Annotated in this window: 22 protein-coding genes and 2 pseudogenes; 6 read left to right on the forward strand and 18 right to left on the reverse strand. The window is 53.6% G+C overall.

The annotated features are described in order from the left end of the window. Positions 1-101 precede the first annotated feature (101 nt). The 14 genes from AC13QE_RS15930 to rfbB form a co-directional block, all read right to left on the reverse strand. On the reverse strand, positions 102-1,913 hold the full coding sequence (locus AC13QE_RS15930; protein ID WP_488484385.1) for an HAD family hydrolase: 1,812 nt from the start codon (positions 1,911-1,913) through the stop codon (positions 102-104). After that, positions 1,910-4,099 (reverse strand): glycosyltransferase family 2 protein, encoded by a 2,190-nt coding sequence (locus tag AC13QE_RS15935; RefSeq protein ID WP_488484386.1) that lies wholly within the window; start codon positions 4,097-4,099, stop codon positions 1,910-1,912. Before AC13QE_RS15935 ends, AC13QE_RS15930 begins: the two co-directional genes overlap by 4 nt. A 152-nt stretch (positions 4,100-4,251) precedes the next feature. After that, positions 4,252-5,214 (reverse strand): glycosyltransferase family 4 protein, encoded by a 963-nt coding sequence (locus AC13QE_RS15940; protein ID WP_488484387.1) that lies wholly within the window; start codon positions 5,212-5,214, stop codon positions 4,252-4,254. Between the two features lie 189 nt (positions 5,215-5,403). After that, the gene (locus tag AC13QE_RS15945; RefSeq protein ID WP_488484388.1) at positions 5,404-5,787 is read right to left on the reverse strand and encodes a hypothetical protein; all 384 of its coding nucleotides are present in this window, start codon (positions 5,785-5,787) and stop codon (positions 5,404-5,406) included. Positions 5,788-6,226: 439 nt separating this feature from the next. Further along, a complete protein-coding gene (locus AC13QE_RS15950) occupies positions 6,227-7,399 on the reverse strand; it encodes a glycosyltransferase (RefSeq protein ID WP_488484389.1) in 1,173 nt (390 codons plus the stop codon). After that, on the reverse strand, positions 7,396-8,532 hold the full coding sequence (gene wecB, locus AC13QE_RS15955; protein ID WP_488484390.1) for a non-hydrolyzing UDP-N-acetylglucosamine 2-epimerase: 1,137 nt from the start codon (positions 8,530-8,532) through the stop codon (positions 7,396-7,398). The genes AC13QE_RS15950 and wecB overlap by 4 nt, the downstream gene beginning before the upstream one ends. Continuing rightward, positions 8,525-10,114, reverse strand: a complete 1,590-nt coding sequence (locus AC13QE_RS15960; protein ID WP_488484391.1) for a hypothetical protein — start codon at positions 10,112-10,114, stop codon at positions 8,525-8,527. Before AC13QE_RS15960 ends, wecB begins: the two co-directional genes overlap by 8 nt. Further along, a complete protein-coding gene (locus tag AC13QE_RS15965) occupies positions 10,111-11,487 on the reverse strand; it encodes a phenylacetate--CoA ligase family protein (protein ID WP_488484392.1) in 1,377 nt (458 codons plus the stop codon). Before AC13QE_RS15965 ends, AC13QE_RS15960 begins: the two co-directional genes overlap by 4 nt. Before the next feature lie 63 nt (positions 11,488-11,550). Then, complete coding sequence (locus AC13QE_RS15970) at positions 11,551-12,528, reverse strand: glycosyltransferase (RefSeq protein WP_488484393.1); 978 nt, start codon at positions 12,526-12,528, stop codon at positions 11,551-11,553. Beyond that, a complete protein-coding gene (locus AC13QE_RS15975; RefSeq protein WP_488484394.1) occupies positions 12,528-13,604 on the reverse strand; it encodes a glycosyltransferase in 1,077 nt (358 codons plus the stop codon). Before AC13QE_RS15975 ends, AC13QE_RS15970 begins: the two co-directional genes overlap by 1 nt. 32 nt (positions 13,605-13,636) lie before the next feature. After that, complete coding sequence (locus tag AC13QE_RS15980; protein WP_168844082.1) at positions 13,637-14,383, reverse strand: ABC transporter ATP-binding protein; 747 nt, start codon at positions 14,381-14,383, stop codon at positions 13,637-13,639. Positions 14,384-14,386: 3 nt separating this feature from the next. Further along, positions 14,387-15,223, reverse strand: a complete 837-nt coding sequence (locus tag AC13QE_RS15985) for an ABC transporter permease (protein ID WP_112420631.1) — start codon at positions 15,221-15,223, stop codon at positions 14,387-14,389. Positions 15,224-15,340: 117 nt separating this feature from the next. Beyond that, the gene (gene rfbD / locus AC13QE_RS15990) at positions 15,341-16,228 is read right to left on the reverse strand and encodes a dTDP-4-dehydrorhamnose reductase (protein WP_488484395.1); all 888 of its coding nucleotides are present in this window, start codon (positions 16,226-16,228) and stop codon (positions 15,341-15,343) included. Beyond that, complete coding sequence (rfbB, locus tag AC13QE_RS15995) at positions 16,225-17,283, reverse strand: dTDP-glucose 4,6-dehydratase (protein ID WP_168844084.1); 1,059 nt, start codon at positions 17,281-17,283, stop codon at positions 16,225-16,227. The genes rfbD and rfbB overlap by 4 nt, the downstream gene beginning before the upstream one ends. Before the next feature lie 104 nt (positions 17,284-17,387). On the opposite strand from rfbB, the gene rfbC reads away from it, so the two are divergent. Continuing rightward, the gene (gene rfbC, locus AC13QE_RS16000; protein ID WP_112414022.1) at positions 17,388-17,939 is read left to right on the forward strand and encodes a dTDP-4-dehydrorhamnose 3,5-epimerase; all 552 of its coding nucleotides are present in this window, start codon (positions 17,388-17,390) and stop codon (positions 17,937-17,939) included. A gap of 32 nt (positions 17,940-17,971) precedes the next feature. On the opposite strand, the gene rfbA is transcribed toward rfbC, so the two are convergent. Further along, positions 17,972-18,856: a glucose-1-phosphate thymidylyltransferase RfbA gene (gene rfbA, locus AC13QE_RS16005; RefSeq protein WP_112414021.1), complete on the reverse strand. Its 885-nt coding sequence runs from the start codon at positions 18,854-18,856 to the stop codon at positions 17,972-17,974. A gap of 329 nt (positions 18,857-19,185) precedes the next feature. Between rfbA and AC13QE_RS16010 the strand changes: the two genes are divergently transcribed. Beyond that, the gene (locus AC13QE_RS16010; RefSeq protein WP_488484396.1) at positions 19,186-20,124 is read left to right on the forward strand and encodes a glycosyltransferase family protein; all 939 of its coding nucleotides are present in this window, start codon (positions 19,186-19,188) and stop codon (positions 20,122-20,124) included. 14 nt (positions 20,125-20,138) lie between these two features. Here AC13QE_RS16010 and AC13QE_RS16015 read toward each other — a convergent pair whose 3' ends face one another. Then, the gene (locus AC13QE_RS16015; RefSeq protein WP_488484397.1) at positions 20,139-20,726 is read right to left on the reverse strand and encodes a histidine phosphatase family protein; all 588 of its coding nucleotides are present in this window, start codon (positions 20,724-20,726) and stop codon (positions 20,139-20,141) included. Between the two features lie 112 nt (positions 20,727-20,838). On the opposite strand from AC13QE_RS16015, the gene AC13QE_RS16020 reads away from it, so the two are divergent. Both AC13QE_RS16020 and AC13QE_RS16025 read left to right on the forward strand, forming a co-directional pair. Beyond that, the gene (locus tag AC13QE_RS16020; protein WP_162700951.1) at positions 20,839-21,672 is read left to right on the forward strand and encodes a glycosyltransferase family A protein; all 834 of its coding nucleotides are present in this window, start codon (positions 20,839-20,841) and stop codon (positions 21,670-21,672) included. Between the two features lie 97 nt (positions 21,673-21,769). Beyond that, on the forward strand, positions 21,770-22,471 hold the full coding sequence (locus AC13QE_RS16025) for a class I SAM-dependent methyltransferase (RefSeq protein WP_168844089.1): 702 nt from the start codon (positions 21,770-21,772) through the stop codon (positions 22,469-22,471). Between the two features lie 152 nt (positions 22,472-22,623). On the opposite strand, the gene AC13QE_RS16030 is transcribed toward AC13QE_RS16025, so the two are convergent. After that, complete coding sequence (locus tag AC13QE_RS16030; protein WP_488484398.1) at positions 22,624-24,534, reverse strand: glycosyltransferase; 1,911 nt, start codon at positions 24,532-24,534, stop codon at positions 22,624-22,626. Positions 24,535-24,652: 118 nt separating this feature from the next. Between AC13QE_RS16030 and AC13QE_RS16035 the strand changes: the two are divergent. Next, positions 24,653-25,116, forward strand: a pseudogene (locus tag AC13QE_RS16035) (IS630 family transposase); the annotation flags it as partial. Here AC13QE_RS16035 and AC13QE_RS16040 read toward each other — a convergent pair. Then, positions 25,116-25,193, reverse strand: a pseudogene (locus tag AC13QE_RS16040) (DUF6429 family protein); the annotation flags it as partial. The pseudogenes AC13QE_RS16035 and AC13QE_RS16040 overlap by 1 nt on opposite strands. 62 nt (positions 25,194-25,255) lie before the next feature. Here AC13QE_RS16040 and AC13QE_RS16045 point away from each other — a divergent pair. Next, positions 25,256-26,392, forward strand: a complete 1,137-nt coding sequence (locus tag AC13QE_RS16045) for a glycosyltransferase (RefSeq protein ID WP_488484399.1) — start codon at positions 25,256-25,258, stop codon at positions 26,390-26,392. Positions 26,393-26,513: the final 121 nt, after the last annotated feature.

A 26,513-nucleotide genomic window follows, 5' to 3' on the forward strand; every position in this document is an offset into this window, starting at 1 on the left:
GGCCTACGCTAGACCGCTAGGTTCCGATCGAACTGGTATCCATATCAGATCTCGTCCTACGCGCGAAGCACCGATGACTGGCGGTCAAAGCGTGCCGCAATTTAGTAGTGCGTCAACTTCCGCGGCTTCTTCCGGGCGAGAGCCCAGTCGTCAAAATCGGTGATACCTTCAAACAGAACGTCTTTTTTCCAATGGTTGTCTAGAATAAGGGAATGAAGCGGTGCGAGCAACGACTTCGGATTGAAGGGCAGTTTCATATCCGACATCGCACTGTAAAAATCGCTCGCGAATTTCCTGGCTCCATCGATGACCTGCTCCACCGCCAGCAATAGATGGCTATCGCCATGCCGACGGGAGTCGGCCATCGATAGGACATCTCCCGTTTCTGAAACCTGGAGAGATATTATGGAGTGATGGGGGGCCGAAAACAGAAACTCCACGACCACACGATTATTGTACATGGCCTTGATATCGCTCGAAAGGTAGTCCGGGCCGGCAAACATTGCTTTCATGTAGCTCTTCTTTTGACGAGCTAGGCATTCTTCGCTTTCTGTCAGAGCAAGATAATAGCCCTTCACGTCGAGCGGAAAACAGTCGGCAATGGCCGTCTCAAATGCCGATTGTGTCGTTCCGTTCCAGCCGACGTCAACGATGGCAACTTTGTCATTCGGACGTATGCCAATATTAACCAAAGTGGAAAATACGCCCCGGCTATTTTCCTGACATGTTCTTAGGATGTGCCAGCGCAATGCGATGAGAAGATCGTGAATCCTTGGCAGAATATCTGCCGTAATCGTGACATCGCCACCCAATCCAAGATCATCCAGCAACTTCTGTTCAGGTACGGGTACGTTTATTCTAGTGAACAGCTCCGCCGGGGTAAGGCCAAATGCGCCTGACGTCAGGAATGGCAGGAACGTGAGGAAATTATTCTCGTTTATCGATGCAAGCGTAAAGACGGTTCTGGAGCCCTTGAAATACGTAAAGGTGGCATCGATCGGATTCGGATCAAATTGACGTATCTGATCTATGATATATCCATCGCGCGCCATGAGAAGCACATGACTGACCCCATCTGCGACAGCCTCCTTCTTCAGCCATTCATAGAAGGCAATCGCCGCAGGTCCGGCATAATGATAGCCCAGTGCCTGATAAGTGCCAGAATGAATGTCCTCCAGATGCTTTTTCGATAGACCTCTCGCGACCGAATATTCCGTCGATTTTACTGTGGGCAGGACGGGCGGAACCCGGTCGTTTCGATAATGGAACACCTGCAGACCTTTTTCTGCTGCACGTTCCACATCGGAGATCGGATTATCTCCAATATGAAGGATGCGACCCAGGGGGACGCCGGTTTCCTGCGCAATATAGCTGAAAAGCTCTCCTGTATCCCTCTTGGTGCAGTTCACTTCCGAGGAAACGAAAATATCGACTACCGGAATATTGAAGGCTCGCAAGACATCTGCGAAATAGCTTTTCGGAAGATACATATCCGATGTGATGATGACCTTTTTCCCAGAGGATATAAATTTTTCGAAGGCTGCTACGACTTCCGTATTCGGCAGAGCGACGAGAAGCTCCATCTCATATTCTAGCGACATGATCTGATCGGAGTTCATATCGTCATGAGAAAACTTCTCATAAATTCCGCGCATCGTAATTTCTTTTCGACCATCGGAATGCATCTGCGCGAAGGCGTCGCTCTGTGCTTTTCGTCTGATCTCACGAAAGCCCTCGATTCCCGCGCGCTGTCCCACGAGGTCGAAGACATCCTCAGGATCGATCACCGTTCTCACAAAGAGCGTGTCAAAGAAGTCGAAGGATATGATGTCCGCATTTTGCGCAGATGCGATCAAATGCGAGAGAACATCGGTATCGAGCATATTGCCACCAGCCTGAATTTTGTCGGTCATATCGCGTAATCGAAATTGATGCCGTTCGGGTGAAGGTTGGGATTATAAAATGGATCATGCCGGAAGTACTTAGGGTGCTTCACATAAAGCGCGCGCATCTCTCTCTTGAGGCGTAGCGTTTTTTCCACATCCTCGCGATCAAGTCCGCGGCTCACGGATTCATGATGATATAATACCGCCTTCTGGCACATGACATTGTAGAGCCCTGCTTCATGCAGCCTGAAGCATAAGTCGACGTCATTATAAGCGATGGGGAAATTTTCGTCGAAACCGCCCACGCGCTCGAATTTCGTCTTTTGTACCATTAAACAGGCGCCGGTTACCGCCAGCCAGTTATATTCAAGGAGATTCCGAACGAAGTAGCCGGGCATGTCGGGGGCGCTGCCCAGAAAGGCGTGTACGGGACCCTTTGCAAGATTCAGCACGCCGGAATGCTGTACGCGGTTACTGTTCGGATAAAGAAGCTTTGCACCAGCGGCTCCGATATGTGGCAATTGGGCGTAGCCGATCATACGCTCCAGGAAATCCGGAGTGATAACCTCCGTATCGTCATTCAGGAAGAGAAGAAAATCGCCGTCGGAATGTGAGGCGCCGATATTGCAAAGGGCCGAAAAGTTGAATGGCGTATGGCTTCTGACGACAACGGCGACCTTGCTCTCGGAAAGAACGCGTAGGTAGTCGACCGTCGTTTTGTCCACGGATCCGTTGTCAACGATGACGATCTGCTTATGAGGATAGGTAGCCTTTTCGACTAAAGAATTCACGCAGCGTTTCAGAACATTCACATTATCGCGCGTTGGAATGATGATCGATACAAGGGGCTCGCCCCTTACGTGATAGTTGACCGAAAAATAGCCCGGCAAGGCATCCAAGGGCTCAACCGTCCCAGCCAAACCTCGCCGCTGTAGTGCGTCTTCCCTAACCCGGCGACTTGCATCCAGAACATACGGCTTTTCCGTAAGGGCGCCAGCTACCGAACCCGGAATGATACGCCAGTGATATAGAACCTTGGGAATATGACGGATGTTTTGGGTTTTTTCCGTCAATCTCAGGATGAGATCCCAATCCTGACAACCATCATACTTGCTCCGCAAGCCACCGATATCCAGAAGGAGCTGGCGTCTGATGCACGATACATGGCACACGTACATAGTGCTCATCATGGTGTCCGGCGACCAATCCGGCTTGAAATGGGGCATGCTGAAGCGCCCATCGAGATCGATCTTGTCTTCGTCGCTGTAGATGTAATCCGCATCATATGCATCGACGCAGAGCGCCAGTTCGAAGAGACAATCCAGCGTCAGCTCGTCGTCATGATCGAGAAGAACGACATATTCGCCTGATGCCACCTCGATGCCGGCATTCGTCGCGCCGGCGATGCCACGATTTTCGCTCTGCCAATAAACTTTGATGCGCGGGTCCGTGAGTCGATCGAGCAAATCCTTTGCCTGCGGATTCGGACTGGCATCGTCAACGATGATGAGTTCCCAATGGGGGTACCACTGGCCGGTAACCGAGCTCAGCAGCTTTTGCATGAGTGGTTCGGGCGTATTGTATGAGGGGACGACGATGGAAAATGTCGGCTTCGTGGAAAGAGATGCAAGACGATGACCGATATCCGCAGGCTCTTGCGGAGGGACGAACACGTATTCGCACTTATCCTCGGCGATCTTGTAGATCCCGTTTTCGAGAGAGAGAGCCGCAAGCGATCTCTGCTGGTTGATCGCCTGGGACATATGCGGCCGGGACACAGGCAGATCGCCCAGATTATCGATCGTGGAAACGTAACCTAGGTAAACCGAACCGATCGTCAGCCTTCCAGGTTGGCAACTCGGGTCGAACCGCAATGCCTTCGCTCCTTTTTCCAGGAGGATTGCAGCTGCGTATCTGTCTTGCTGAGCGTAAAAACTCAGGGCGACACATTCTCGCTCATTGTAACCGCTGCCGCTATCGACATAAAGCGTGGGCTGCATCAACGACTGAATTCCGTCGGGAAAATCAATCATGAGCTCGTACAAACCGGCAGACAACCCTCCACCCGGCCATTCCATTTGGAAATTGGGGTCGCCTCCAGTCATGTCATAGACGGAGATTTCTTCTGCGGAGCCCAGCAGGGTCAGATCGTTCCCAGCTCGAAGGTCCATCTTTCCAGGGACGAAGGAACTGAACACGAGAAATCCTTTCACTCTATTCTTTTGCAGCCGTCAGACCGCCAACAGCAGCGCTTTAGCAAGTGCATACCACGATCTATGTTTTCCGGTCGAGCCAAAGCCAGCGTCGCATGACATAGTGGGGAACGCAGACAACCGAGCCTATTGGCGAACGGGTGCCCCAAGAGTCAACGCCCTACTTTCAATTTCAACAGCTCCAAGAGGTGCCTTGTCGGACCGGGTTGAAGATGACGGCTGCGCATCTCTTCCGTCAGTTGATTCCGGGTTCGAGTGTCCAGTGCAGTAGTGACTGCGGCCCGTATGGCTGTCGGATTGTTCGCCTCAACGTAGATTGGCAATGATCCAAACATTTCCCTCGACCACGGATGATCGTTCAGAACCATTGGACTTCCCGCCAGCGCTGCTTCCAGAGATGAAAATCCGGGGGCATCATCGCCAAGCTCGAGGTAGACGGAGCAGCTCTGCATGGCCGAGCGAAGGATCTCCGACGCTGGCTGCATATACGGCAGGAAGCGGACGTAATCGCCTGCGGCGGCGCGGCATTGATCGTAATAGCGCTTGTCGGCATATCCGCCGACGAAAACCAGCGGAATATTGATACCCTGGAGCGCCTCGATCGTCTCGAGCTGCCGCTTGTGTTCAGCGATTTGCCCAACCCAGAGGATGTATCTGTCGAGGCCATAAGCGGATTGGAAGAGGCCCTCTTCGGCCGGCTTGCCGAAACCGGGCGCAATGCCCGGTGGCACGACGGCAATATTGTCTTTGGCGATGACAAAATTCTTTTGGCAGAGGTCTTTCTCGACATTCGTGCGTAAGATGACCAGATCGGCGAGGTCGAGGTGACGCTGAACGACGTCATTTGCCTTGTGCTGCTGATCAAAGAAATTGAAATTCGGAATCAAGACAATCGGCTTTCCCGCAGCTTTTATATCCTGCAGCAGACCTTCGCCGCCGCCGTGAGCGGAAAAATGAATGACCGCGTCATAGGCGCTTAGGCGCCTGGAGTTCGGCCCATAAAGGTCTGCGCGAACACCGACATCGTTGATATATTCCGCTAGCTGATGCAGTTCCGTTTCCCCGCCGCCAGGCGACAGGAATGCTTGGTGGTAGGTGGTTAGCAAGAGTCGCAAACGTTGATCCTTTAACGCTACGCTTACAGAGGTGACGCATCTATTCCCGTGGAACTTACAGGTTTCCCTGCGCCGGCGCCAGTGTAGAAGACAACAGAAAATCGATCGGCAGGACGTCTTACGCTGAGCTTGACTGCGGGTGCCAACATCCTGGGAGATGGGGTTGATTGATAAATTGGAGACCTCGAATTACCGCTGAATTGGTGATCGGCGGCGCGGCCCGATGGCTGTTGCCGGCTTGTAGGCGATATTGGCCATACCGATCTTCACCGTCGCCCTGCTGACGCCAATCGTGCGGATGAAGAGCTTCATCTGGTCCTTTTGCCTGGCGAAGACATGCTCGACGGCTGACCTGATCTTTGATCGTCGCCCGTTTGCCTGCGACGCCGTTTCCGGCATTGGCTTGCCCTTCGGCTTTCGTTGGTGGATGTCCGACTTCAGGCCATTGTCCTTCAGCCATTCCTCGTTGGTCTTCGAACGATCGGCACTGTCGGCCCAGACGGTCGAGGCGGTGTTGTCCTTGGCAACGACGTTCCTGAGTGGAGCGCCGTCATGGGCGGCCGCGCTCGTCACCGCCCATTACCGGATGAACCCATGCGCCCGGTCGATGCCGGCATGGTTCTTGTAGCCGAACATCGGAATGGCGATGTCGTGCTGCTTGGTCGCAGCTGACCCTCAATGCGCTCTTAAATCCACTCTCAAGAGCGCAAAATCACGATTTCGCCAAAGCTCGCAAGGCGGTTCACGCCGGAGGGATACCATCGTCCAATGCAAGTTGCGCGACCGACGTACCTGGCTGCAAACAACTTTCGATCAAACGTGCCTTCGACAGTTGATCAAAGCTCCGCCGCCCGTCCCGACCTACGAGCTTCACACGAAGTTTCTCATCCTCGTTGGCCATAATATTGTGTCCACCTCGTTTCTGGTGCACATCTCATGCCCCGCATCATTTAACGCCAAAAGGTGCCGCAAAACGCGCGCTTGCGGTGAAAGCGACAACGAGGCATTTTCTTCATATCAGCGCAAGCATTCGATCGAGTCGCGCTTCCCAGCTAAAATTTAGAAGCCTGGGGTCATGCAGTCCGATAGCCTCAGGTGGTGAGGCCAACAATTTTTCGGTGTTATAAATCCACTCCGTTGGATCGCTCGCTATGGCAACTTGATCCTTGATATCAGCAAGCGCGTCTATGGCTGTAGAGATGATGGGTCTCCCTGCCGCCATATACTCATATAACTTCATCGGGAAAACGCCCGACATGTAACCTGTTGTTAGATTAGGAAGAACTGCAATATCTGTCCCACGCAAATAGTTCGGTAGAGTGTCATAGGACCGGTACCCAAAAAAATAAACGTTGGGTAGTTCTTTCAGGCGGACAACAGCTGGACTCTTTTGGCCCTCTGGCTCGTCTCCGATGAAGATCCAATTCCAGCCGGGTCGAGCAATGGCGCATTGTTCAACGAGCGAGAAATCGAGCTTGTAGTCGGACAAAACCCCTGTGTAGCAAAGCTTCGGTCCACTAATTTTGGCCAACTCGGCAGGGATTGTTCCAGCATGCCTCGCCTGCGAAAAATGCTCGATATCGGCGACGTTGCGCTCGTAGACACTCCGCTCTCCAGCCACGGCCGCACAGTGAGACTGAAGATAAGGGCTTGTCGTAAAGACACGATCCGCTCTTTTGAGAAGCGTCACTTCCGCTTTTCGAAACGTATCGGCGTCCACGCCAGGAATGGCGGCAAGGTCATCGACGCAGTGGTAAATAGTAGACCGCACCGGCAAACCATACATGATGCCGTCAATATAGGGGTGATATGTCCATACAATAACATCATCATCATCGCGGTTGCGTTTCAGCCATTTGCGGATCGCCAAGCCAAGCAGCCATCGATTGAAAGCTCGGACAAACCTGCTCTTATGACCGAATGGAATCGTCAGCGGCGCATAGACCCAGAGCGTTTGGTCAACTTTCTTTGGGGGAATGAACGCTCTCTTCAGGCGGTCCCATATGCGGAACAGATCGCGCGCATTGGCTCTAGGGGCACGGATTCCGGGTGACTCGATATAGAGGACTTGATGACCTCGCTTGGCCAAGCGGTCGGCGACATGCTGCTTGTTCGTCCAGTAAGGTGCTGCCCAATCAGCTGTCGAAAACATGACGAATGTCATTCGTTTATTGCTACCGGTCACGGCAACGGTTCCTTCGACAGTATGTCGACGATCCGCGCCGCAGCATTGCCGTGTCCGTAAGGATTGGGTCTTCCAGCCAGCATTGTCTTGCGACCAGACCGCAACCAGGAACCGGCCAGGGAGACAATATTTTTCCGCGCGATCGGCACTAGGCGAGAGAAGCCGGCGCGTACCCCCTCTGGCCTCTCCGTCGTCCTGCGCAACACGATGACCGGCACACCGAATGAGGGAGCCTCTTCCTGCAAGCCTCCCGAATCCGTCATCACCAGCTCCGCAGACGAGAGACAAAATAGAATATCTGCATAGGGAACCGGATCCGCCAGCACGACATTCTCAATCTCATTCAGCCTTGGCATCACCAGTGCGCGGACATTTGGATTTAGGTGCACGGGAAAAAAGAACGTGCGATCGGGGAAGCGGTTGGCCAGCGTGGCGATCGCGTCGACAATGACATTGAGGTCATGCGCAAAGCTTTCCCGGCGGTGGCACGTCACGAGCACGAACCGTCCTTGGCTTCGCGCTACCATCTCCCTGACGGCCGGCGAGATATCATCGGTGGTCACTTTGCCTCGAAGCTCTTCCAGCGCATCGACGACGGTGTTGCCGGTAACGAAGATCTTTGATGGAGGGACGCCTTCTTTCCGCAATTGTCGTGCCGACCGTTCTGTCGGCGCAAAATGCAGGGTAGCCAACGACGTAACGAGCTTGCGGTTCATTTCCTCTGGAAATGGGTTGTAGCGCTCATAGGTCCGCAGGCCCGCTTCCACATGAGCAATTGGAATCTGGGCGTAATGTGCAGCCAATGACGCCGAAAGAACCGTCGTCGTATCCCCCTGCACAAGGACGACGTCCGGTCTTGCAGCTTGAAAGATCTTTTCGCATGCGCCGATCGCAGCTCCTGTCAACGAAGCAAGCGTTTGATCGGGCTGCATGATGTCTAGATCGACATCCACGGAAAGCCCGAAGCTGGTCAATGTTTGGCGCAACATCTCACGATGTTGTCCCGTTGAGACCACAGTACAGCGAAAAGCCTCCGGCCGCGCGTAGAGCGCCTTGATGACCGGCGCCATCTTAACTGCTTCGGGGCGCGTGCCTACGATGATCATGACATGACGCACACCGATTTCAGCCATCGACAAAATCCGCCAATGCCAGGGTGGCGCCGCGCCAACGGACAGAGAATGCGAGACCTAATCGGGTTCCAACCGCGGTACCTTCCGTCAGCTGGAAGCCATTAGCCGTTTCTCGCATTGTTAGGCGCATCTTAGCCGCGACCCAGTCCAAGGTATCCTCTTCATTGAGCCAAAGAATCGGACGACCCGCCATTTCCAATTCGATATGGTCGATAAACTCACGATGCCGCGACAGGCGATGCTCCTCAGATCCCCAGCCGTAGTCATAGCGCGGCGAGAATGGATGATCGAGATAGCCGAACAGGCTTCCGGCAGCAACCGCCACCATGAAGGCCTGCTTGTTGATCGCCAATGGATCCCCTTCCCTCAGAATACAATCACCATGCAACATACACTGTTGGCTGTGCGTAACAATTCCCGACCCGTCACCGGGTATCGTTCCCCCCTTGGCCATCAGCATTTCCGGATCGTTGGCGATGATACCACCAACAAAACCCTGCAGACCTGCGTGCTTGAGAGCTTCCGGCACGTAGGCGGGATTCTGATGGAAGGGCGATACGGCATAGCGCACGGTCAAGCCAGGCAGGCGCTGCTCGATCCAGTCTGAAGAGGTTCGAGCTTCTATCTCGCAGGCTTCTCCGGAGCCTCCCCAGCGGGGTGCATGCGTCACAGAGTGCGAGAGAACGGCGCCGCCGGCATCCAGAACCTCCTTCATCAGCGCGACGTGCTCGTCCTTGTCTTCCTGAGCAGTCTTGATCGCCACCGAGAAAGGCAAGCCGCGCGAACGATAGAGTTCGAACAATGGCCGCGCCGACGCAATGTCCTCATCACAATCCAGGCGCATCGTCACCGCCGCGTCATATCCGTGCGGAATTTCCCCAATGACGGGGATGCACGGCCTGTCCTCGTGCCGCCAATCCGCGAGGAATGCCTCGATCACGGCCCATTCGGCGCTGTCGACTGGACCCACTGGGCGGTTCCACCAGAGGATGGACGCCGTCTCGTTTTCCAGTAAGGTGACGAACGGCACGTCTTTTGCAATACCCGGTGCAGAAGCGACCGCGAGCATCGTTGCGCCGAGGGCTTCACTCGTCATCGCAATAGACCACGACCCGCCATCGGCCGTAATCCGTCCGTATCCTAGGTTGTTCCATTCGTCGGCATAGTCAAACCGCAAGAAAGGTCGTGACGAAAATGGTGATGCATTCGCCAGGGGATGCTTGTTCCAACTGACCTCCGCCGATGATCGCGTCGTCGTATAGATTGGCGTCGGCGGGCATGCCGCTGCATCGGCCCATCCGGAAGCCAAGGGGCCTGGCGCAGCCAGCCCCGCCAAGGACGCGACTTTGTCGGGCAAGTGACCAAATAGAAGAACCTTGGCGTTTGACCTAGAAGCCGCATCGACAAGGGGCGCTTGATCCATCCGGGGCGAGATGAAGACATAAACGTTGCCGTCCCCAATTGTCGGCACGGGATCGTCGGATGCCACCGTTACCAGACCCCGGGTTACCGACCGGCGGAATGCTTCTGCGACGATCTCGGTGGTGGAATCATCGGGTCTACCTGCAAATACGGTGATCATTGCCCCGATGCCTCTTCTGGTACGAAATGCCTGAATTTCTGACGCCGGCCGACCAGCTTTAGGTCAGCTGGCGTGATGAACTCGACCTCGACATTGTCGGACCACCACGAGGCAATGCGTTCCCGGATTGCATTTGTGTCGGCGGTATCCTCTGGCACGAGCCGAAACACCGGTTTGCCATGGAGCATCTGAATCTGGAATTCGCGAATGCCACCGACGCGATCAAGCACGTCCTGGATAAAGTGGGTGGGGAGTGGCGTGCCGCCCAACATGATCACGTCGTGAACGCGGCCAACCATACGGGGAATGACAATACCATTCGGCTGCTGCGCTAGGATGGCGTTGTCGCCAGTGCGATAACGCAACAGCGGCATCATCCTGTTGAAAAGTGGAGTTATCACCAACTCACCACTGCGTGCACCTTCAGGGACATCCGCCAACCCCGTTTCCTCTTCCGTCCGCAACTCCGGCCATGCGAAAAACTCGTAAAATCGCATATCGGAATTCTTTGGATCGATCTGGTAGGCGATCACGCCGGCTTCCGCCAAGCCATAGCGATCAATCACCTGGCATTGCAGCACTCTTTCGATGCGCTCTCGCTGCCGCGCCTCGAGCAACTCGCCGGAAGATTCGAAGATCTGGAACCCTTTATCCTTGCCACGGGTCGCCTCGACGTGGGCTGCGAGCTGATCGGCGGTAGACGGATGGGCATGCGCCAAATGTGGCCGGATCGACTTTATTCTGCGCCATATCTGTTCGAGTTCCTCGCTTGCGAATGTTGCGAAGAAGATATTGTCGCGATTCATGGCAAAGCACTTCACATGCTCACGCATGCGGTCCCGCCACGGAAATACCTCCGGAAATTTCGAGGCGAAATGCAGCTCGCTACGCCAGTGCGTGTTCCCGACGCGACGGCGGCTTTCCTGGGTGATGGCCGAAGACCAGTCGGCCGCCTCCTGATCATAATAGATATGAGCGGACGGTCCAGTCGAGCCGCCGGTCTTGGCCACATGAATCCGCATGCCGTCCCGGTCCTCGCGCAGCAGCCTTTGACCCTGTTCGCGAATGATATCCTTCGTTAGGTATGGTAAATCCTCGATATATCGGGGGTCCGCAGCCACCTTCACCGGATCGAAGCCGATCGAACTGAACAGATCACGATAGTACGGCACCTTGGCGCCGGCAAAGACGACTGTTTCGGCAAGGCGCGCCATCGCACGCGCACGTCGCTCTGAAAACGGGCGGTCTATCTCTTCTCTGATCCATCTCGTTTTGCTGCGAATATCGCGAGCCTCATAGCGCTCGGTGAGGGGGTAGACGATGGTCGTTGCCAAGGCCCCGCGAATGCCGTTCCGAAGAGCGCTAAAAATCATTGTCTTTCAGCCTTTGAAATTCCGCGTGAAATGCGCTTTGGTAAGGGCAAATAGACTCGCCTGTCAACGCGCAGCCGCAAGCCCGCGATAGAGTTCTAGCAACGGCTCGACGGCGCGATTCCATGTAAAATTCTTGTTCACATAGTGCCGCAGCTGCTCCGATGGCAGCGTTTCTCCTGCTTTTCTCAACGCGACGGCAATCCCCTCTACATCGTCGCTGTCGACATATAGGGCATGATCTCCAAAATACTCGCGGGTGGAGCCTTCACCTGTGATCACGAGCCGCGCACCTGCAGCCGATGCCTCCAAAGCAGCAAGGCCTGGCGTTTCCAACGTTGAAGGCAGACAGAAAACCTCGCAAGCAGCATATGCAGACCGCAGCAGCGGACTATCGTGATCAAGTGCGCCCAAATGGCGAACATTCGGACCGGTTTCAGCGAGACAAGCCTTACCATATTCTGCGTCTCGGATATGCCCAAGGAGTATCAATGGCTTGCCGGCCTGCTTTGCTGCGCGGATCAAAGCCAACTGGTTCTTGCGTGGCTCGATATTCCCGACATTGAGCACAAACGGCCCATGAACCTGGTAGGTGGAGCGGAAAAGTCCAGGGTCAACCGGCTCTCCGAACCACGGATCGCAGGCATTGCGCACCGTATGGAAGCGTTCGCGCGATAGACCGAGTATGGTCGAGATACGGTCGCTTTCTACATCGCCATTTGTAACGATCGCATCAGCTAAGGAAAGCTGCGCGGCGATTTCGGCGATCGGGTAGAGATGCATGGTTTCTTCCGTCAGCCAGAGGCTGGCGGAAATGACGAGAGGAATACCCCGCGCCTTCGCGTAGTTGCACAGATGTACGGAGCCGCCCATACACGAGAAAAAATGGAATACGTCTGCCTTGTCGAGGCCGCCACGCCAGGGATCGTACCGCACCACATCCGCGCCGGCGTTGAGCAGATATTGTTCATATTTCAGCAGCTGGATTTCGCCACCGCCCGGCGTTTCAAATGCCCAAGGATAAGTGGCATAGACGATCTGCATCAGGCCGCTCCCAAACCTTCGATAGCTGCCAGGATGAGCCTACCGTCAGCCTTTATCCGCAGTTCCTCAAGGCGTTTCTTCCTCAAGGAGGCGTGGCCAGCGTGGTCGCCATTTATAAGAAAAGCCGCGATCGTCGCGGCGGCCGCAGCCCTGTCATCTTCCGGAATTAGCAATGCCGCAGACCCCAATACTTCCAATATTGCGGGGACGGGAGTGACGAACATCGGTTTATCAAAGGCCAGCGCATCGAGGGCGGGCACGCAAAACCCTTCGTGAGACGAGTGCGCGATGCAGGCCGTCGTCATTTCATAGAGCGCCTTCAATTGGCGATCCGATATCCCATGATGGAATGTGACAGGCACGCCGTGAGTTTCCTCGATTGTCTTTGCGAGCGCCTTGACAAGATCGACGTAGGGGCCGTTTGTGGGACCACCGACGATATCGAGTGCAATCGGCATCTTCAGCGCCGCTAGCTCTCCGGCGATATCGACAATGTCGAGGACGCCCTTATGTGCAACGATGCGCCCGACGTAGAGGATATTTCGCTTATCCGACGCAGCTTGGAGATCTTCGGCGTGAACAGCATTCCACCGGTCCGCGCCGATGAGCGGCGGGCAGATGACGATCCGGTCCTTATGATGCGTCAAAGCATCCGCATCAAACGCCTCGAGCAGACACTTCGCCGTCGCTTCCGAATTGACCATGATGACATCGAACTTAGCGAGAAGTGGACGCTGCTGGAGGCCCATCCGGCAATTTTCGATTGTTCGCTCGTCCGCACGATCAATCAGATCAGGCGGTGTGATATTGTGAAAATAGACAATCTTAGGATTCGGTAGAGCAATAACATCCTCAAGTGCAGGATCGAAGATCGAATGATTGAAAAAGATGACATCCTGCGGTTGGACCGTCGTCCAGAATGCCGAGCGGCTTTCAACAGGGTGAGGCTCTTGAACGTCTGTATGTTCAGCCCAAAGCCGAACATCGTGCCCTGCTTTCTCCGCTAGAATGGCGATCTGCCGCGCGAAGCTGCCGACAGCATCGTTTAAAACGATATCCCGGGCATGAATGTGCACTGTGCTCAATGCTGTTCTTTCTGTATTATGGGTCAGCTAAACGCGGTTGCAGGCGTTTCCGCACCATCAATGTTCTGCACCCGCACGACAGCTTCATCGGATTTGATATGCCCCTGCTCCAGCCGCACGATGCGTGTGCAAACACGTTCAAGCATCTTCATGTTGTGCGATGCAATGATGAGGATCTTCGAACGGGAAACCAAATCCTCCATGCGCCGCTCGGCCTTCTTGGAAAAGGTTTCATCAACGACGCTCAGCCATTCATCCAGAAGAAGGATCTCCGGTGAGAACGCCGTCGAGACTGAGAAAAGTACGCGCATCAGCATGCCCGAAGAGAACGTGCGCAAGGGCATGCGGCGCATTTTGTCCTCTAGGTCCGTAAACTCCCAGATCGAATCCACAAGCTCTTTCGTTGGTTTGATACCATCCACGCGGAGCAAGAGCCTGATGTTGTCCTCGGCAGAAATTTCCATATTCGCGCCGATCGCGAGCCCGAGCAAAGGCGTCATCTGACCGGTGACGGAGATGTTGCCGCCGGATATTGGAAAAATACCCGCGATTGTCCGCAACAGCGTCGTCTTGCCGGAACCGTTTGGTCCGTACAGCCCGATGCGTTCCCCAGCTTTAACCTCAAAGTCGATCTCGTGAAGGGCGCGAATGACTGTTGTTTTCTCCGCAGATCCGCCCGCGGCGGACAACAAAAGCCTCTTCAAAGACTTGTCGTTCAGATCGTAGATCGGATAGTCAAGCGTGACTTTCTTAAGCGTGATCGTAGCCATTGTTCAGATCCAGAAAGCCGCGTTGCGCAGGCGCGTTAGCGCAAACCAGCTCAGCAGGGCAAGAATTGCGAGGAGTCCCAGCGAGACGATAAAACTATCCCAAGGCATGGCGTCGTTCAACAATGGCTCTCGCCAGATCGCAAGCAAATGCACCACGGGGTTATAGTGCAGCAGATAGTCGCGACCCGCGACCACATGAGGTTTCCACATGATCGGTGAGGCAAGGAAGGCCAAGTTCATAAATGACTCCACCAGCGGCTGCACGTCTCGATAGCGCGTAGCGAGCGTTCCCGCCACGAGCGATAGGCAGAGCGTCACCGCCATGAAGATGATCAGCCCTGGAATAGCCATGACGAGACCGAGGAACGTAGCCCCTCCCAGAAAGATGAAAAGAATAATCGGAACGAGGATGTTATGGGCGAGAAACAGTAGATGCCGGAAAAAGCACTGGACATAGAAGACATAGGCAGGCAGCCCCCGATCCTTGATGAATCCACCCGCACCCAGCAGCGTCGTCGTCGCATTGTTGGTCGCGCCGGACAAAAAGTTCCACATAACGAAACTAACTGCAAAATACGGTAGGAAGTCGGGAACGGAGACGTTCGATATAGCGCTAAAGACAAAGCCAATGCAGCCAGCGAAAATTGCCGTCTGTAGCGTGATCCAAAAAGGTCCGATCACCGATCGGGCATAGCGGTGCCGCACATCGTACCAAGCCAGGAAATAGGCCAATTTGATGTTGTTATACACCCCAGGTGGCGATTTCTGTATCCGCAAGGACTCAGTCGGTTCAGACCACGACGGATTCAACGGGCTCGTCGCCTGTGTCTCAACTAACATATTAATAATCCTCTTCTCGAGATCAAAAGCGTCCGGTCATCTATCCCACAAGCTCCAACTAATAAGCAAATGGGAGCAAAAGAAGGCCTAGGCTTTTCTGCCTTGATGCAGCAGCGATCACCCCCCGGTCACCGCCAACCGCTGCAGGCAGTGGGCTAAAGAGTCGCGCCAGTGCGGAGCTTCAATTTCCAGCACGCTAGCGATCCGATTGCAATCAAAACGTGAATTGGCTGGCCGTCTCGCCGGCGTGGGATATTCGGCGGTCGAGATTGCCATCACACGGTCAGGCACTGCCCATCCCTGCGCTGCCGCTTCGGCGAAAATTGCCTCGGCAAACCCGTGCCATGTCGTATATCCCCGACCGGCGAAATGGAATGTCCCCGCGACGTTGCGCGAGCGAGCCTTTGCTATCTCAACAATCTTCAAGCAGGCTGAGGCAATATCGCCGGCATAGGTAGGATTGCCATGCTGATCGGCGACTACGCGCAGTTCCTTGCGCTCCCCGCCGAGGCGAAGCATGGTCTTGACGAAGTTGCTTCCGCTCTCGTGAAAAACCCAGGCGGTGCGCAGGATGGTGGTTGCCGAATAGACCTCACGCACTCGCTTCTCGCCTTCAGCCTTGCTCAGACCATAAGTGCTGATTGGCGATATAGCATCGTCTTCGGTGTAGGGTGTCGTTTTATCGCCCGAAAAGACGTAATCTGTGGAGATATGCACAAAGGGGACATCGAGCTCCCTTGCGGCCTGTGCGATGATCGCTGGGGCATCCGCGTTCAGACGCATCGCCGAGGCAGCGTCGCTCTCCGCTTTATCCACAGCGGTATAAGCCGCAGCGTTTACAATGGCTGACGCTCCTGACTTCATGATTGCTGTATATGTTTGGTCGATATCCGAAAGATCGAGCTCGCCCCGACCCCAGGCAACCCATTCGAGGCCGCGTTCCTCGGCCAATTCCGCAAGGGCTGTTGCAACCTGTCCATTCTTACCCAAGATTAAGAGTGTCATTTGGCTTTTGCCTTATAGAGGGCCTCGGCAGCCTCCTTGTGAGGCCGCCACCACCACTCGTTGGAAAGATACCACAAGATGGTGGCATGCAGACCGTGGTCGAAGTCATATTTCGCTTTCCAGCCGAGTTCGGTTTCGATCTTCGTTGCATCTATCGCATAGCGATGATCGTGACCGAGGCGGTCGGTTACGTAGGTGATAAGGCTCTCATATCCTCCTTGCGGCGCAGGAGGCCCCAACTCGTCCAACAGGGAGCAAATGGTGCGAACGACATCGACGTTGCGGCGCTCGTTGCGCCCACCGATATTGTATTTTTCACCAAGCCGTCCCTTCGTCGCCACAAGCCACAGAGCGGAAGCATGATCGTCCACGTGCAACCAGTCACGGACATTGTTTCCGGCGCCGTATACCGGTAACGAGCCATGCTCCAGCGCAGTTGTAATCATGCGCGGGATGAGCTTTTCCGGAAATTGGAACGGACCATAATTGTTTGAACAATTCGAAATAACAATCGGCAGGTCGTAGGTGTGATGCCAGGCATTGACCAAATGGTCCGATGCAGCCTTCGATGCAGAATAAGGCGAGTTTGGCGAATAGGGCGTCGTTTCCGAGAAAAGTCCCTCGTCGCCCAAAGTACCATACACCTCGTCTGTCGAGACATGCAGGAAACGAAATTCTCTCTGCTCGGCCGCTGGGAGTGCCGACCAATAGCTGCGAACGGCTTCCAAAAGCCGGAAGGTGCCGACGATATTGGTCTCGATGAACGGCGCCGCCCCATCGATAGAGCGATCGACGTGAGACTCCGCCGCGAGATGCAGAATGACCGACGGGCGGTGACGGTGCAGGATTTCACCCACCAGCTCGCTGTTACCGATGTCACCTTGTATGGTCGAGAAGCGCGGACTGGATTTGATGGAGTCGAGCGAGCGAAGATCACCAGCGTACGTCAACAGATCCAGATTGACCACATCGTAGTCTGTTTCGCCAATGAGATATCGACAGACTGCTGATCCTATAAAGCCCGCTCCACCAGTGACCATTGCTGTTTTGCGCATGAAAGCTCTCCGCACTACCTTGTACTCAAGGGAGTGTCCCTATATCGGATCTTTATCGACGTCAAAGCTGCTAGCGTGATCGCCATCTCCAGGAAAGGAAAAAAATGAACTTCAAGGCTATTCCTCAGGCTATCCCCGATGTCCTGCTATTGGAACATAGGGAATTCGGAGACGATCGCGGCTCCTTTACTGAGACGTTTCGCGCCTCCGCGTTCCAGGAACTTGGATTGCCGCAATTTGTGCAGGATAATCAATCACGGTCCTCAAAAGGAGTCGTCCGCGGCCTGCACTTCCAAGTCAATCCTCACGCCGTGGGAAAATTGGTCCGCTGCGTTCACGGGCGGATATTCGACGTTGCCGTGGATCTGCGGCTGGGATCGCCGACCTATGGTAAATGGGCGGGTACGGAGCTTGCCGGCACAGACAACCACATGTTTTACGTTCCAGAGGGCTTCGCACATGGCTTCATGGCGCTGGAGGATGATACCCTCGTTTCCTACCGGCAGACGGGATACTGGGATGCCGCGTCCGAGCGATCGCTCCTATGGAATGATCCTGACGTCGCGATAGATTGGCCCCAACTTGCCGTGTTGCTTTCGCCAAAGGATGCTACCGCCACGCGCTTTGCTGACGTTGAACACAATTTCCGCTACTAGACGGCAGACCAGTCCAATTCCGCGTATAGAAACTATCGCGGAATTAGGCTCAGCAGGTACTTTCCATAGCCGCTCGACACAAGTGGATGAGCCAGTTGTGCGAGCTGCTCGTCATCGATGAAGCCCATGCGCCAGGCGATTTCCTCAATGCACGCGATCTTCTGGCCCTGGCGCTTTTCGATCGTGTGTACGAATTGGCTTGATTCAAGAAGACTATCATGGGTCCCGGTGTCGAACCATGCGTTCCCGCGACCGAGTTTCTCGACGAATAGCTTTCCGCTCTGCAGATAGACGTCGTTGACTGTTGTGATCTCAAGCTCGCCGCGGGAAGAGGGCTTGATGCCTTTCGATATCTCGATGACGTCATTGTCGTAGAAATAAAGCCCGGTAACGGCGAAGTGACTTCTCGGATTCTTAGGCTTTTCGACGATGGAGATTGGGGTTGTCTTATCTTCGGCAAACTCGACGATCCCGTAACGCTCCGGGTCGCTTACCGAATAGGCAAAAACGGTCGCACCGGAATCGCGCTCGCTCGCTTGCCGCACGCTCGTGCCAACGCCGGTGCCGTAGAAGATATTATCTCCAAGCGCGAGGGCCGCGCACGCACCGCCGATAAAGCGCTCTCCAATGATGAAAGCCTCGGCAAGACCGCGTGCTTCCGCTTGTATCGCATACTCGAAACGCATACCCAGCGTTTCGCCGGATCCCAGCAATTCCTGATAGAGGGGCAACGCACTTGGTGTTGAGATGATCAACACCTCTGTGATTCCGGCGATCATTAGCGTACTAAGCGGATAGTAGATCATCGGCTTGTCATATACTGGCAGCAACTGCTTGCTGATTGGGATCGTCGCTGGGTAAAGCCGTGTTCCCTTGCCGCCGGCGAGGATGATGCCTTTGTATTTCGGCTGAAGCATTTACGTTAACCACTTTTCGGCCTCAAGGCCGCGGAGAATTCAGTTATAGCAAACCCGCATAGATCAACTTGCAAATCTTTTCAACATCTATGGGCCGACGATATCGTGCCGGCGGGGAAAGTTGGAAACTTGCCATTCAGTTACCAAGAGTGTAACTGGGTTCGCTTCAAATGCGGCTACCAGCAGCAGTTTTATTTGGATCGTTCAACGCAAACGCTGGAGCAAGATCGATAGCTATGAGCGTTCTCCGAGTTTTGGTCGCTAACCGTCCTTCGAACGTCGCCTCTTCCTATGTGTCTCGATCAATATCGGCTCGACTATTGGAACCGTTGCACTATCTGCGCGATGCAGGAACGGCGGATTTTTTAGTCGATTTTCCGAGCGAACTTCGAAAGAGATACACGCCTGACTGGGTATTTTTCAATAAGGCAATTGACAGCGATTCCCTTGAGTACGCGATTGAAGCCAAGATGCAGGGCGCTCGCATTCTATACGATGTTGATGATCATGTGCTTGCCTATCCGGCTTATAGCGGCGCAAAGCCCACACAGGCGAATATCGATATTATCCTCAGATTTCTTTCACTTAGCGATATCGTAAGCGTTGCAAATCCTCGACTCTTAAAAATCTACAAGCCTCTCTGCTCAAATATTCAACTTCTGCCGAACGGGATATATACCGAGAGATATGCATCGACACCTCCCACGGTACGCGAAGACAGTAAGCTCCGTATCGGCATGGTCAACGCGGATTTTTTGAAGATCGTAAATTTCAAACACGAATGGCTCCAAGCAATCGATGCTGTCAGGGATAGGTATCCTGATATCGAGTTCACGTACTATGGAGATTTTCCTCCAGATGAACTGGGGCTGCACGACTGGCAATGGCTTGGAAGTGTTGATTTCGAGACCTATCGTCGCTCGCTCTTTAAAGGTATCTTTGATATCGGCCTGGTTCCCTTGGGGGGGAAGGAGGATGAGGGAAGTTACGAGTTCAATCTTTGTAAAAATCCCTTCAAGTTTATTGAATTCGGGGCTGCCGGAATTGCAGGTGTTTATTCAAGAGTGCCGGTTTACGAAACCGTAATAGACGACGGTGTCCACGGGCGTCTGGTTGAGAACCAGCGTGATGCATGGATAAACGCCATCGCGAGGTTCGTCGATAATCCTGACGCGCGGCGGAAGCTGGTTGAAAATGCGGCTTTGCGAGTGGAAGGCGCACTCCATATCAAGTATGCGGCTTCAGCCCTAGCTTTGATGCTGCGATAGAGTGACGGAAAAACTCAGAAGCTCGCCTTTTTCAATAACATGCTCCCGTCTACCAAACAAATATCGAGCTCTACAATCGCGCAGTTTCGCAATTTGAACATTGGGAATCGGCTTAGTTCAATATCGAACAATTTGTGCAATATGATGTTGATAGGCCCGAGGTGAGTAAAAAGTAATACTTTTTGATCGTGCTTGGGCATCACTTCCGAGCTGATGAAACTCAGGACACGCTGTCCCATTTCGAAATGGCTTTCTCCGTCAGGATACGCCCTTTCAAGATCGAGAGGATTGAAAAAGTTCGGAAATTCTGCGTCAAATTCTGACCGTGGCCGCCCGCCCCAGGTTCCGCCATTCGTTTCCTTTAAGAGGCTCGTAAGTAACATTGCATCAAAGCCGGCCAGTCGCGCCGTCTGAATTGCGCGCTCGGTGTCACTTACATAAACCGTATCGAATATACCAAACGGCTTTAGTGAATCCGACAACGCAATGGCTTGTCTTTCACCCTCCTCGCTAAGCACATCCGCGTCCGTGCCGGTGAGCGAACCAGCGATGTTGCCTTTCGATTCCGCGTGCCTGACCAGCACAAGCTTCAATGCAGCCATAACCACAATTTTCTTCAAGTGCCAATTTTTTCGGCAGCCGATCGACTTGTATCGCGCCTTCCGTATCATTATGGTTCCCGTTTAGGAAGTATTTTTGCTGTGAATCTTTGAAGTGAGCCACCTGCTATCAGTAATCATGCCAGCCTGGAATCGTGCCAGTGTGATAACTCGCGCGCTCAGTTCACTTGTCGAGCAGGATATCGGCCAACTAGAGTTATGTTTGGTAGATGATGGAAGCACCGATGGCACCGGAGACGTAGCGAAAGCATTTTTATCAAGCTTTGCCAACAAGGTACAGTTACGATACAAGAAAACTACGCATGGCGGCGTTAGTGCGGCTCGAAATGTGGGTCTGCAAATGTCTACTGGCGAGCTTATCGCATATCTGGACAGTGACAATACGTGGAAGCCGAACTTTGCGTCGACAGTCGTAAAAGCATTTTCCGACAATAGCGAGCAGAAGACGGCTTATTCTAGGCTTCTTTTTCTTGACGAAGTCGAACAACCGTCGGCAACCCTCTTCTTTCCTTTCGAAAGGAAGTCTATTCTATATCAAAACTTCATTGATATGAATGTCTTCGTCCATCGCCGGGAGTGCGTTGAAAGATATGGTGTCTTCGATACCAAGCTTGCGAGGCTCGTCGACTGGGATCTTATTCTCCGATACACCAAAGACACGGCACCGATGGTAGTGGCGGAGACGCTGTGCGAATACTATGTTGGCAGGCCCGGATCAGGTCGCATCTCCAACATTGAAGACATGAAACGTGCGATGCACCAGATTATCTCGAAAAACCTTGCCGAAATTGCTCAGCTCGACTTGCATAAGCTGATCCTATCCGGCCACCCCCACAGGCATGCCACTCTCGTGCAGCCAGCGTGGGATCGCTACTATCGGGAAATATTGCTCAGCTTGATGCTAGACCATTCGCTCGCTATTAACTAAGGCTCCCAACGGCCATTTGGTGAACGAGCACGACAGAGCATTCAGCAAGCTTTGCATTTTGATGAACGGGCAATTTAGCTGGATGGCGAGACGAAGCATGACGATGACTTGTAATATCTGCGGCTCAGCCAACTGGGGCGATATGAATGGTCGCATCGCGGTGAAATGCGAATCTTGCGGGTCGTTAGAAAGGGCTCGCGCAATTAAGCTCATTATCGACAAATTGCGCATACCTTCGGCAACAAGCAAGATACTTCATCTGGCACCTGAAATTGGACTTCTGAATTATCTTTCGAGCGTATCGCCTGAGGGATATGAGGCGGTGGATTATAATCCTGACAATTTCCCGTCTAAGAAAGTTCGTCGGTTCAATATTATTACGGACAGTTCAAACCTCGTCGAAAACAACTACGATTTGATAATACATTCACATGTAGCAGAGCATATACCTTGTACGCTCGCATACATGTTCTTTCACCTGTCGAGGTCACTTAAGCCAGACGGATATCACATTTTCTGTCTACCCCTAATCGCCGGCCACTATGAGGAAGATTTCGGTCCGTTGACCGAAGAGGAGGCTTTGAGGCGCTTTGGTCAGGGTGACCATGTTCGACGTTTTGGTATCGACGATCTTGACCGCCACCTGGGGTTGATAATGAGGCTAGAACCGCAGTACTCGCTTTCTAAGTATGCTAGTGAAGCGGAAATGGACTCCTGTAACATACCACCTTCAGAGCGATCGGGGTTTAATGGTAGCACGATTTTTGTTGCCCGAAAGACGGACTACCTCCTTCAGTGACGCCGATGCCACCAATGTTTCTTGGCTGTCGCATGGAGACCTGATCCGGGATTGATGGATATTTTCATTGAGAGTTCCATCTGACACATATGCGGAACGGGTCGGACCTCGGCGGAAATCAATATCTTGTCGTTGCTTAAGATGTGACGTGGTCAGGTGCGGTCGGCACCACGCTTTTCGGCCACCACTTCAATCATTGCATTTAGGATGGTGCCCGCTCTATCGTCAAAGCTATGATTTTGATGAATATAGTGCGCAGCAGCCGAAGATCTGCCCGGATGTCTTCGGTGTGCTTGGCGAGCCTCCTCGATAGCCTCTCCAATCGGCTTAGCGGAAGAAAACATGGTACAAAACCGTGCGAGTTCGGACGGCAACCCCCCCACGTCATCGGTCACCACGTTGCCCCCACAAGCCAACACATCAAAGATACGGTTGGAAATAAACCCCTCTTCGCGCATGGCATCCCAGTGATCGTTCAGTATAATTTCTGCGTTTGAATAGTATCGCGGAAGGTCTACATTGTCGATTTTGATCCCTTTAATCCAACGTTCGGGTGCAATGCCGTCCCACATCTCACCGAAGATGTCGAGAGTGATGTCACCCTCAATAGCCTGTTTTACGACGGCTCTTTCCACCAGCCTGGAATTGGCAACATACAGACGGGGAAATGCGACGCTACTATCCTTCTCCCTAGGGTAAAACCGGCAAGTATCTGTGCATTGCAGCAGGGGTTCAATCTTAACAGGTCTGGAAGGATCATCATGGGGAGACCAAATGTTCGAAGCAGCAAAAATACGGTCGAATTGCAAAAGCTCGTCGGTTGAGATTTTGTCCGGATGACTGATCACCCAAATCAGGTTGACGGCATCGGCGTCAGCCGGGAACTGTGAAATACCACGCAAGACGAGATTGATGTCGTTTGGCGTTGCGTTGGCATGCCAGCAGTCTAGGAAATCTATCCGCGCGCGCAAACCCTTACGAAGGAATGCGGCAGCCAATGCGACTGCGAAGTGGTAGTCGCCCCAATGATCTTTGAGAGTACTGTTTGGGCAACCGATTTTAATGGCAATCGTTGTATCCGCGGGCAAACGCTCAGCGTAATTCCTGGCTGTCTCTCGCCCGCCCACTTCACCGGGCCGCCAGACCGCGTACCCTGTGTCAATCCATGGAGCGTAATCCGGGACATATTTGCCTACTTCAATTCCATCCTTGGAATAATGCATGACGTCGTCTGCTAGATTGGCGTTCTTCCATCTTTCGGAGAAAATTTGCCGGTTGTATTCAATGTGGTCGCGGCGGCCGACTGTTTTGCTTTCATGGTGGATTATCGTGACCTCCGGTGAATAGGCAAACAAGTGTTCACCCCCTCCGAGACGCAAACATAGGTCAACATCTTCCTGACCGTTGATAAATATCGTGTCAAATCCCTCAACGGATGCAAAATCGCTCGCGCGAAACGCGACACATGCGGCCGTTAGCGCGCGGAATCGCTTTGGCTTTTGTGATGGCTCATAGTCTCCTGGCTTGCCCGCATAAATTGGATAGCCCATCGGAGTGCGATCAGAGAACACGATTCCGATGGCCTGAATTGAACCATCGGGATAGATAAGCTTGGGTTGTACGCCCTTCACGTTCGGGTCGTTCAAGGGCCGTGTCAGAGACCGCAACCACTCGGGACAGACCTCGGTATCGTTGTTAAGGAACACGACCCGCGAACCACGCGATGCGGCGAAACCAATGTTGTTACCGAGCGCAAAATTTAAGTTTGTAGCATTGTGAATCAATTTTATCGCGGTGTGTCGCGCAGCCCATTGCTCAAGGCGTCGCCTCGTTTCGGAATCGTTTCCGTTGTCAACGATGATGAGTTCGAAATCCTCTCCTGCCTCGTGCCGAAATATTGATGTTAGGCAGGTGTCTGTCAGATCTATTTGTCCGTAGACACACATTATAATCGACACCAAGCGATCATTTCGCCTAGCGAGATCCCGGCGCACCGATGTCCACTGAAGCCCACGATCATCTGCAGTTGAACTCGTCGGAGTATCTCTATCAAGGTTTGTCATCACGCATCTTTCAGCCTCAACGACGTTCATGCCGCGCCGCGAGTCTTTTGCCACTACACCCACCCCATTGCACTTACTTTTTATCTGAGGGAACGTCAGCCGCCCACCTGCTTCACCCCGGCACGGCACCACGACCTTATTCGCCGCCCTCGATATCGCGAACGGCCAAGTTCTCACCCGGTGCCGCGCTCGTCACCGGCACCAGGAATTCCTGGGTTTCCTCAAGCACATCGAGGCGAATGTTCCGCCAGACCTCAACGCTCAACTGGTGGCCGACAACTATGCCGCCCACAAGCATCCCAACGTCCGCGCCTGGCTTGCCGCGCGACCGCGTTTCCATATCCATTACACGCCGACTTACGCGTCCTGGCTCAACCAGGTAGAGCGTTGGTTCGCGCTCCCCACCGAACGCCAGATCCGTCGCGCTTCTTTCGTCAGCGCCAAGCTCCTCATCTAGAAAATCAACTCCTTCGTTCAGGCCTACAACGCAAGGCGAAGCCATTTGTCTGGACCGCCACATGCGAGGCAATCCTCGAAAAGGTTGAACGATTATGTAAAGCTATTTGCGGGACAGGACACTAGGCGCAACGCTCGTTGGGGAGCGTCAGCCATAAGAGTGCCAGGACCGCATCATCGATTTTGTCCTCGTCGATCTCTATTCTGCTATGCTACCACGCGTGAGATCCTAAGTCCCGCGGCCCACCTCGGATAGATACAACGAATGCGTGTTCTACATTTTTTCAAAACTTATTGGCCCGATACGTTCGGCGGCATCGAGCGAACGATTCACGCTCTAGCCGAAGGAAGTAGTGAACACGGCATCAAATCCAGTGTGCTATCGCTGAGCAAGGTACCGAAGGATCGTGAGTTCGGGAACCACATGGCCTACAAGGCCAAACTTGACCTCGAATTCGCATCGACAGGATTTTCTCGTGACGTATTCCGTCGCTTTCGTGATCTGAGTGCAGCCGCCGATATTGTACATTATCACTTTCCCTGGCCTTGGATGGACGTTGTGCACTCGTTTGTAGACCCTGGTAAGCCTACGCTGGTCACATATCATTCCGATGTCGTCAAACAGAAGACCCTGTTGCTGCTTTATCGACCGCTGATGAAGCACTTCCTCGAGAGCGTCGACCATATCGTAACGACATCTCCCAACTATTTGGTATCGAGCGGCATTCTCCAGCGATTCAAGTCCAAAACTAGCGTCATTCCGCTCGGTCTGGATGAGACGAGCTACCCGGCTGCGAATAACGAAGCCCTAGCCCGATGGCGTCGCGATTTGCCGCCGACATTCTTTCTGTTCGTCGGTGTGCTTCGCTATTATAAGGGTGCGCACATCCTATTGGAGGCGTCGCGGATCTCTGGCTTGCCGGTAGTCATTGTCGGCGAAGGCCCGATGGAGGTCACTCTCAAGGAGACAGCTCGTCAGCAAGCACTTAGCAACATTTTCTTTCTAGGCGCCTTACCAGATATCGATAAGGCTGCCTTACTGGAACTCTGCCTCGGCGTAGTCTTTCCGTCGCATCTACGCTCAGAAGCCTTTGGCCTAACGTTGGTGGAGTCGGCCATGTTCGGCAAGCCGATGATCTCTTGTGAGATTGGAACGGGCACGAGCTATGTCAATCTTGATGGCGAGACCGGCTTGGTTATTCCGCCTGCCAATCCCGCGGCGTTGGCGGCGGCTATGACACGGCTGGCAAACGATCCGGTTACTGCTAGTGAATATGGCTCCAAGGCAAGAGTCCGATATCTGCAGATGTTTACCGCGAAGCGAATGGTATCGGGGTATGCCGAGCTTTATCGAATGTTAGTGGAGCGCAAAGATGTGGTTTTCGGCCAGCATCCCCCTTGAAAACGGCCGTCCACCCAAGACTCTGATACTGCCGCAGGATAGGCCCGCACATAGCAGCCGTCGCAGGGCGGGAGATGCAGGGCTGGCTATCGTTACATTCGCAACACCCGCGATGCGCCAG

This window comes from Martinezella sp. CNPSo 3957 (assembly GCF_057784395.1).

Excerpts from the sequence above, each read along its gene's own strand:
- rfbA (WP_112414021.1), bottom strand. The coding sequence starts at position 18,856 with ATGCTTCAGCCGAAATACAAAGGCATCATCCTCGCCGGCGGCAAGGGA.
- rfbB (WP_168844084.1), bottom strand. The coding sequence starts at position 17,283 with ATGCGCAAAACAGCAATGGTCACTGGTGGAGCGGGCTTTATAGGATCA.
- AC13QE_RS16045 (WP_488484399.1), top strand. The coding sequence starts at position 25,256 with ATGCGTGTTCTACATTTTTTCAAAACTTATTGGCCCGATACGTTCGGC.
- AC13QE_RS15965 (WP_488484392.1), bottom strand. The coding sequence starts at position 11,487 with ATGATTTTTAGCGCTCTTCGGAACGGCATTCGCGGGGCCTTGGCAACG.
- AC13QE_RS15970 (WP_488484393.1), bottom strand. The coding sequence starts at position 12,528 with ATGCAGATCGTCTATGCCACTTATCCTTGGGCATTTGAAACGCCGGGC.
- AC13QE_RS15960 (WP_488484391.1), bottom strand. The coding sequence starts at position 10,114 with ATGATCACCGTATTTGCAGGTAGACCCGATGATTCCACCACCGAGATC.
- rfbD (WP_488484395.1), bottom strand. The coding sequence starts at position 16,228 with ATGACACTCTTAATCTTGGGTAAGAATGGACAGGTTGCAACAGCCCTT.
- AC13QE_RS15930 (WP_488484385.1), bottom strand. The coding sequence starts at position 1,913 with ATGACCGACAAAATTCAGGCTGGTGGCAATATGCTCGATACCGATGTT.
- wecB (WP_488484390.1), bottom strand. The coding sequence starts at position 8,532 with ATGGCTGAAATCGGTGTGCGTCATGTCATGATCATCGTAGGCACGCGC.
- rfbC (WP_112414022.1), top strand. The coding sequence starts at position 17,388 with ATGAACTTCAAGGCTATTCCTCAGGCTATCCCCGATGTCCTGCTATTG.
- AC13QE_RS16015 (WP_488484397.1), bottom strand. The coding sequence starts at position 20,726 with ATGGCTGCATTGAAGCTTGTGCTGGTCAGGCACGCGGAATCGAAAGGC.
- AC13QE_RS15980 (WP_168844082.1), bottom strand. The coding sequence starts at position 14,383 with ATGGCTACGATCACGCTTAAGAAAGTCACGCTTGACTATCCGATCTAC.
- AC13QE_RS15985 (WP_112420631.1), bottom strand. The coding sequence starts at position 15,223 with ATGTTAGTTGAGACACAGGCGACGAGCCCGTTGAATCCGTCGTGGTCT.
- AC13QE_RS16030 (WP_488484398.1), bottom strand. The coding sequence starts at position 24,534 with ATGACAAACCTTGATAGAGATACTCCGACGAGTTCAACTGCAGATGAT.
- AC13QE_RS16025 (WP_168844089.1), top strand. The coding sequence starts at position 21,770 with ATGACGATGACTTGTAATATCTGCGGCTCAGCCAACTGGGGCGATATG.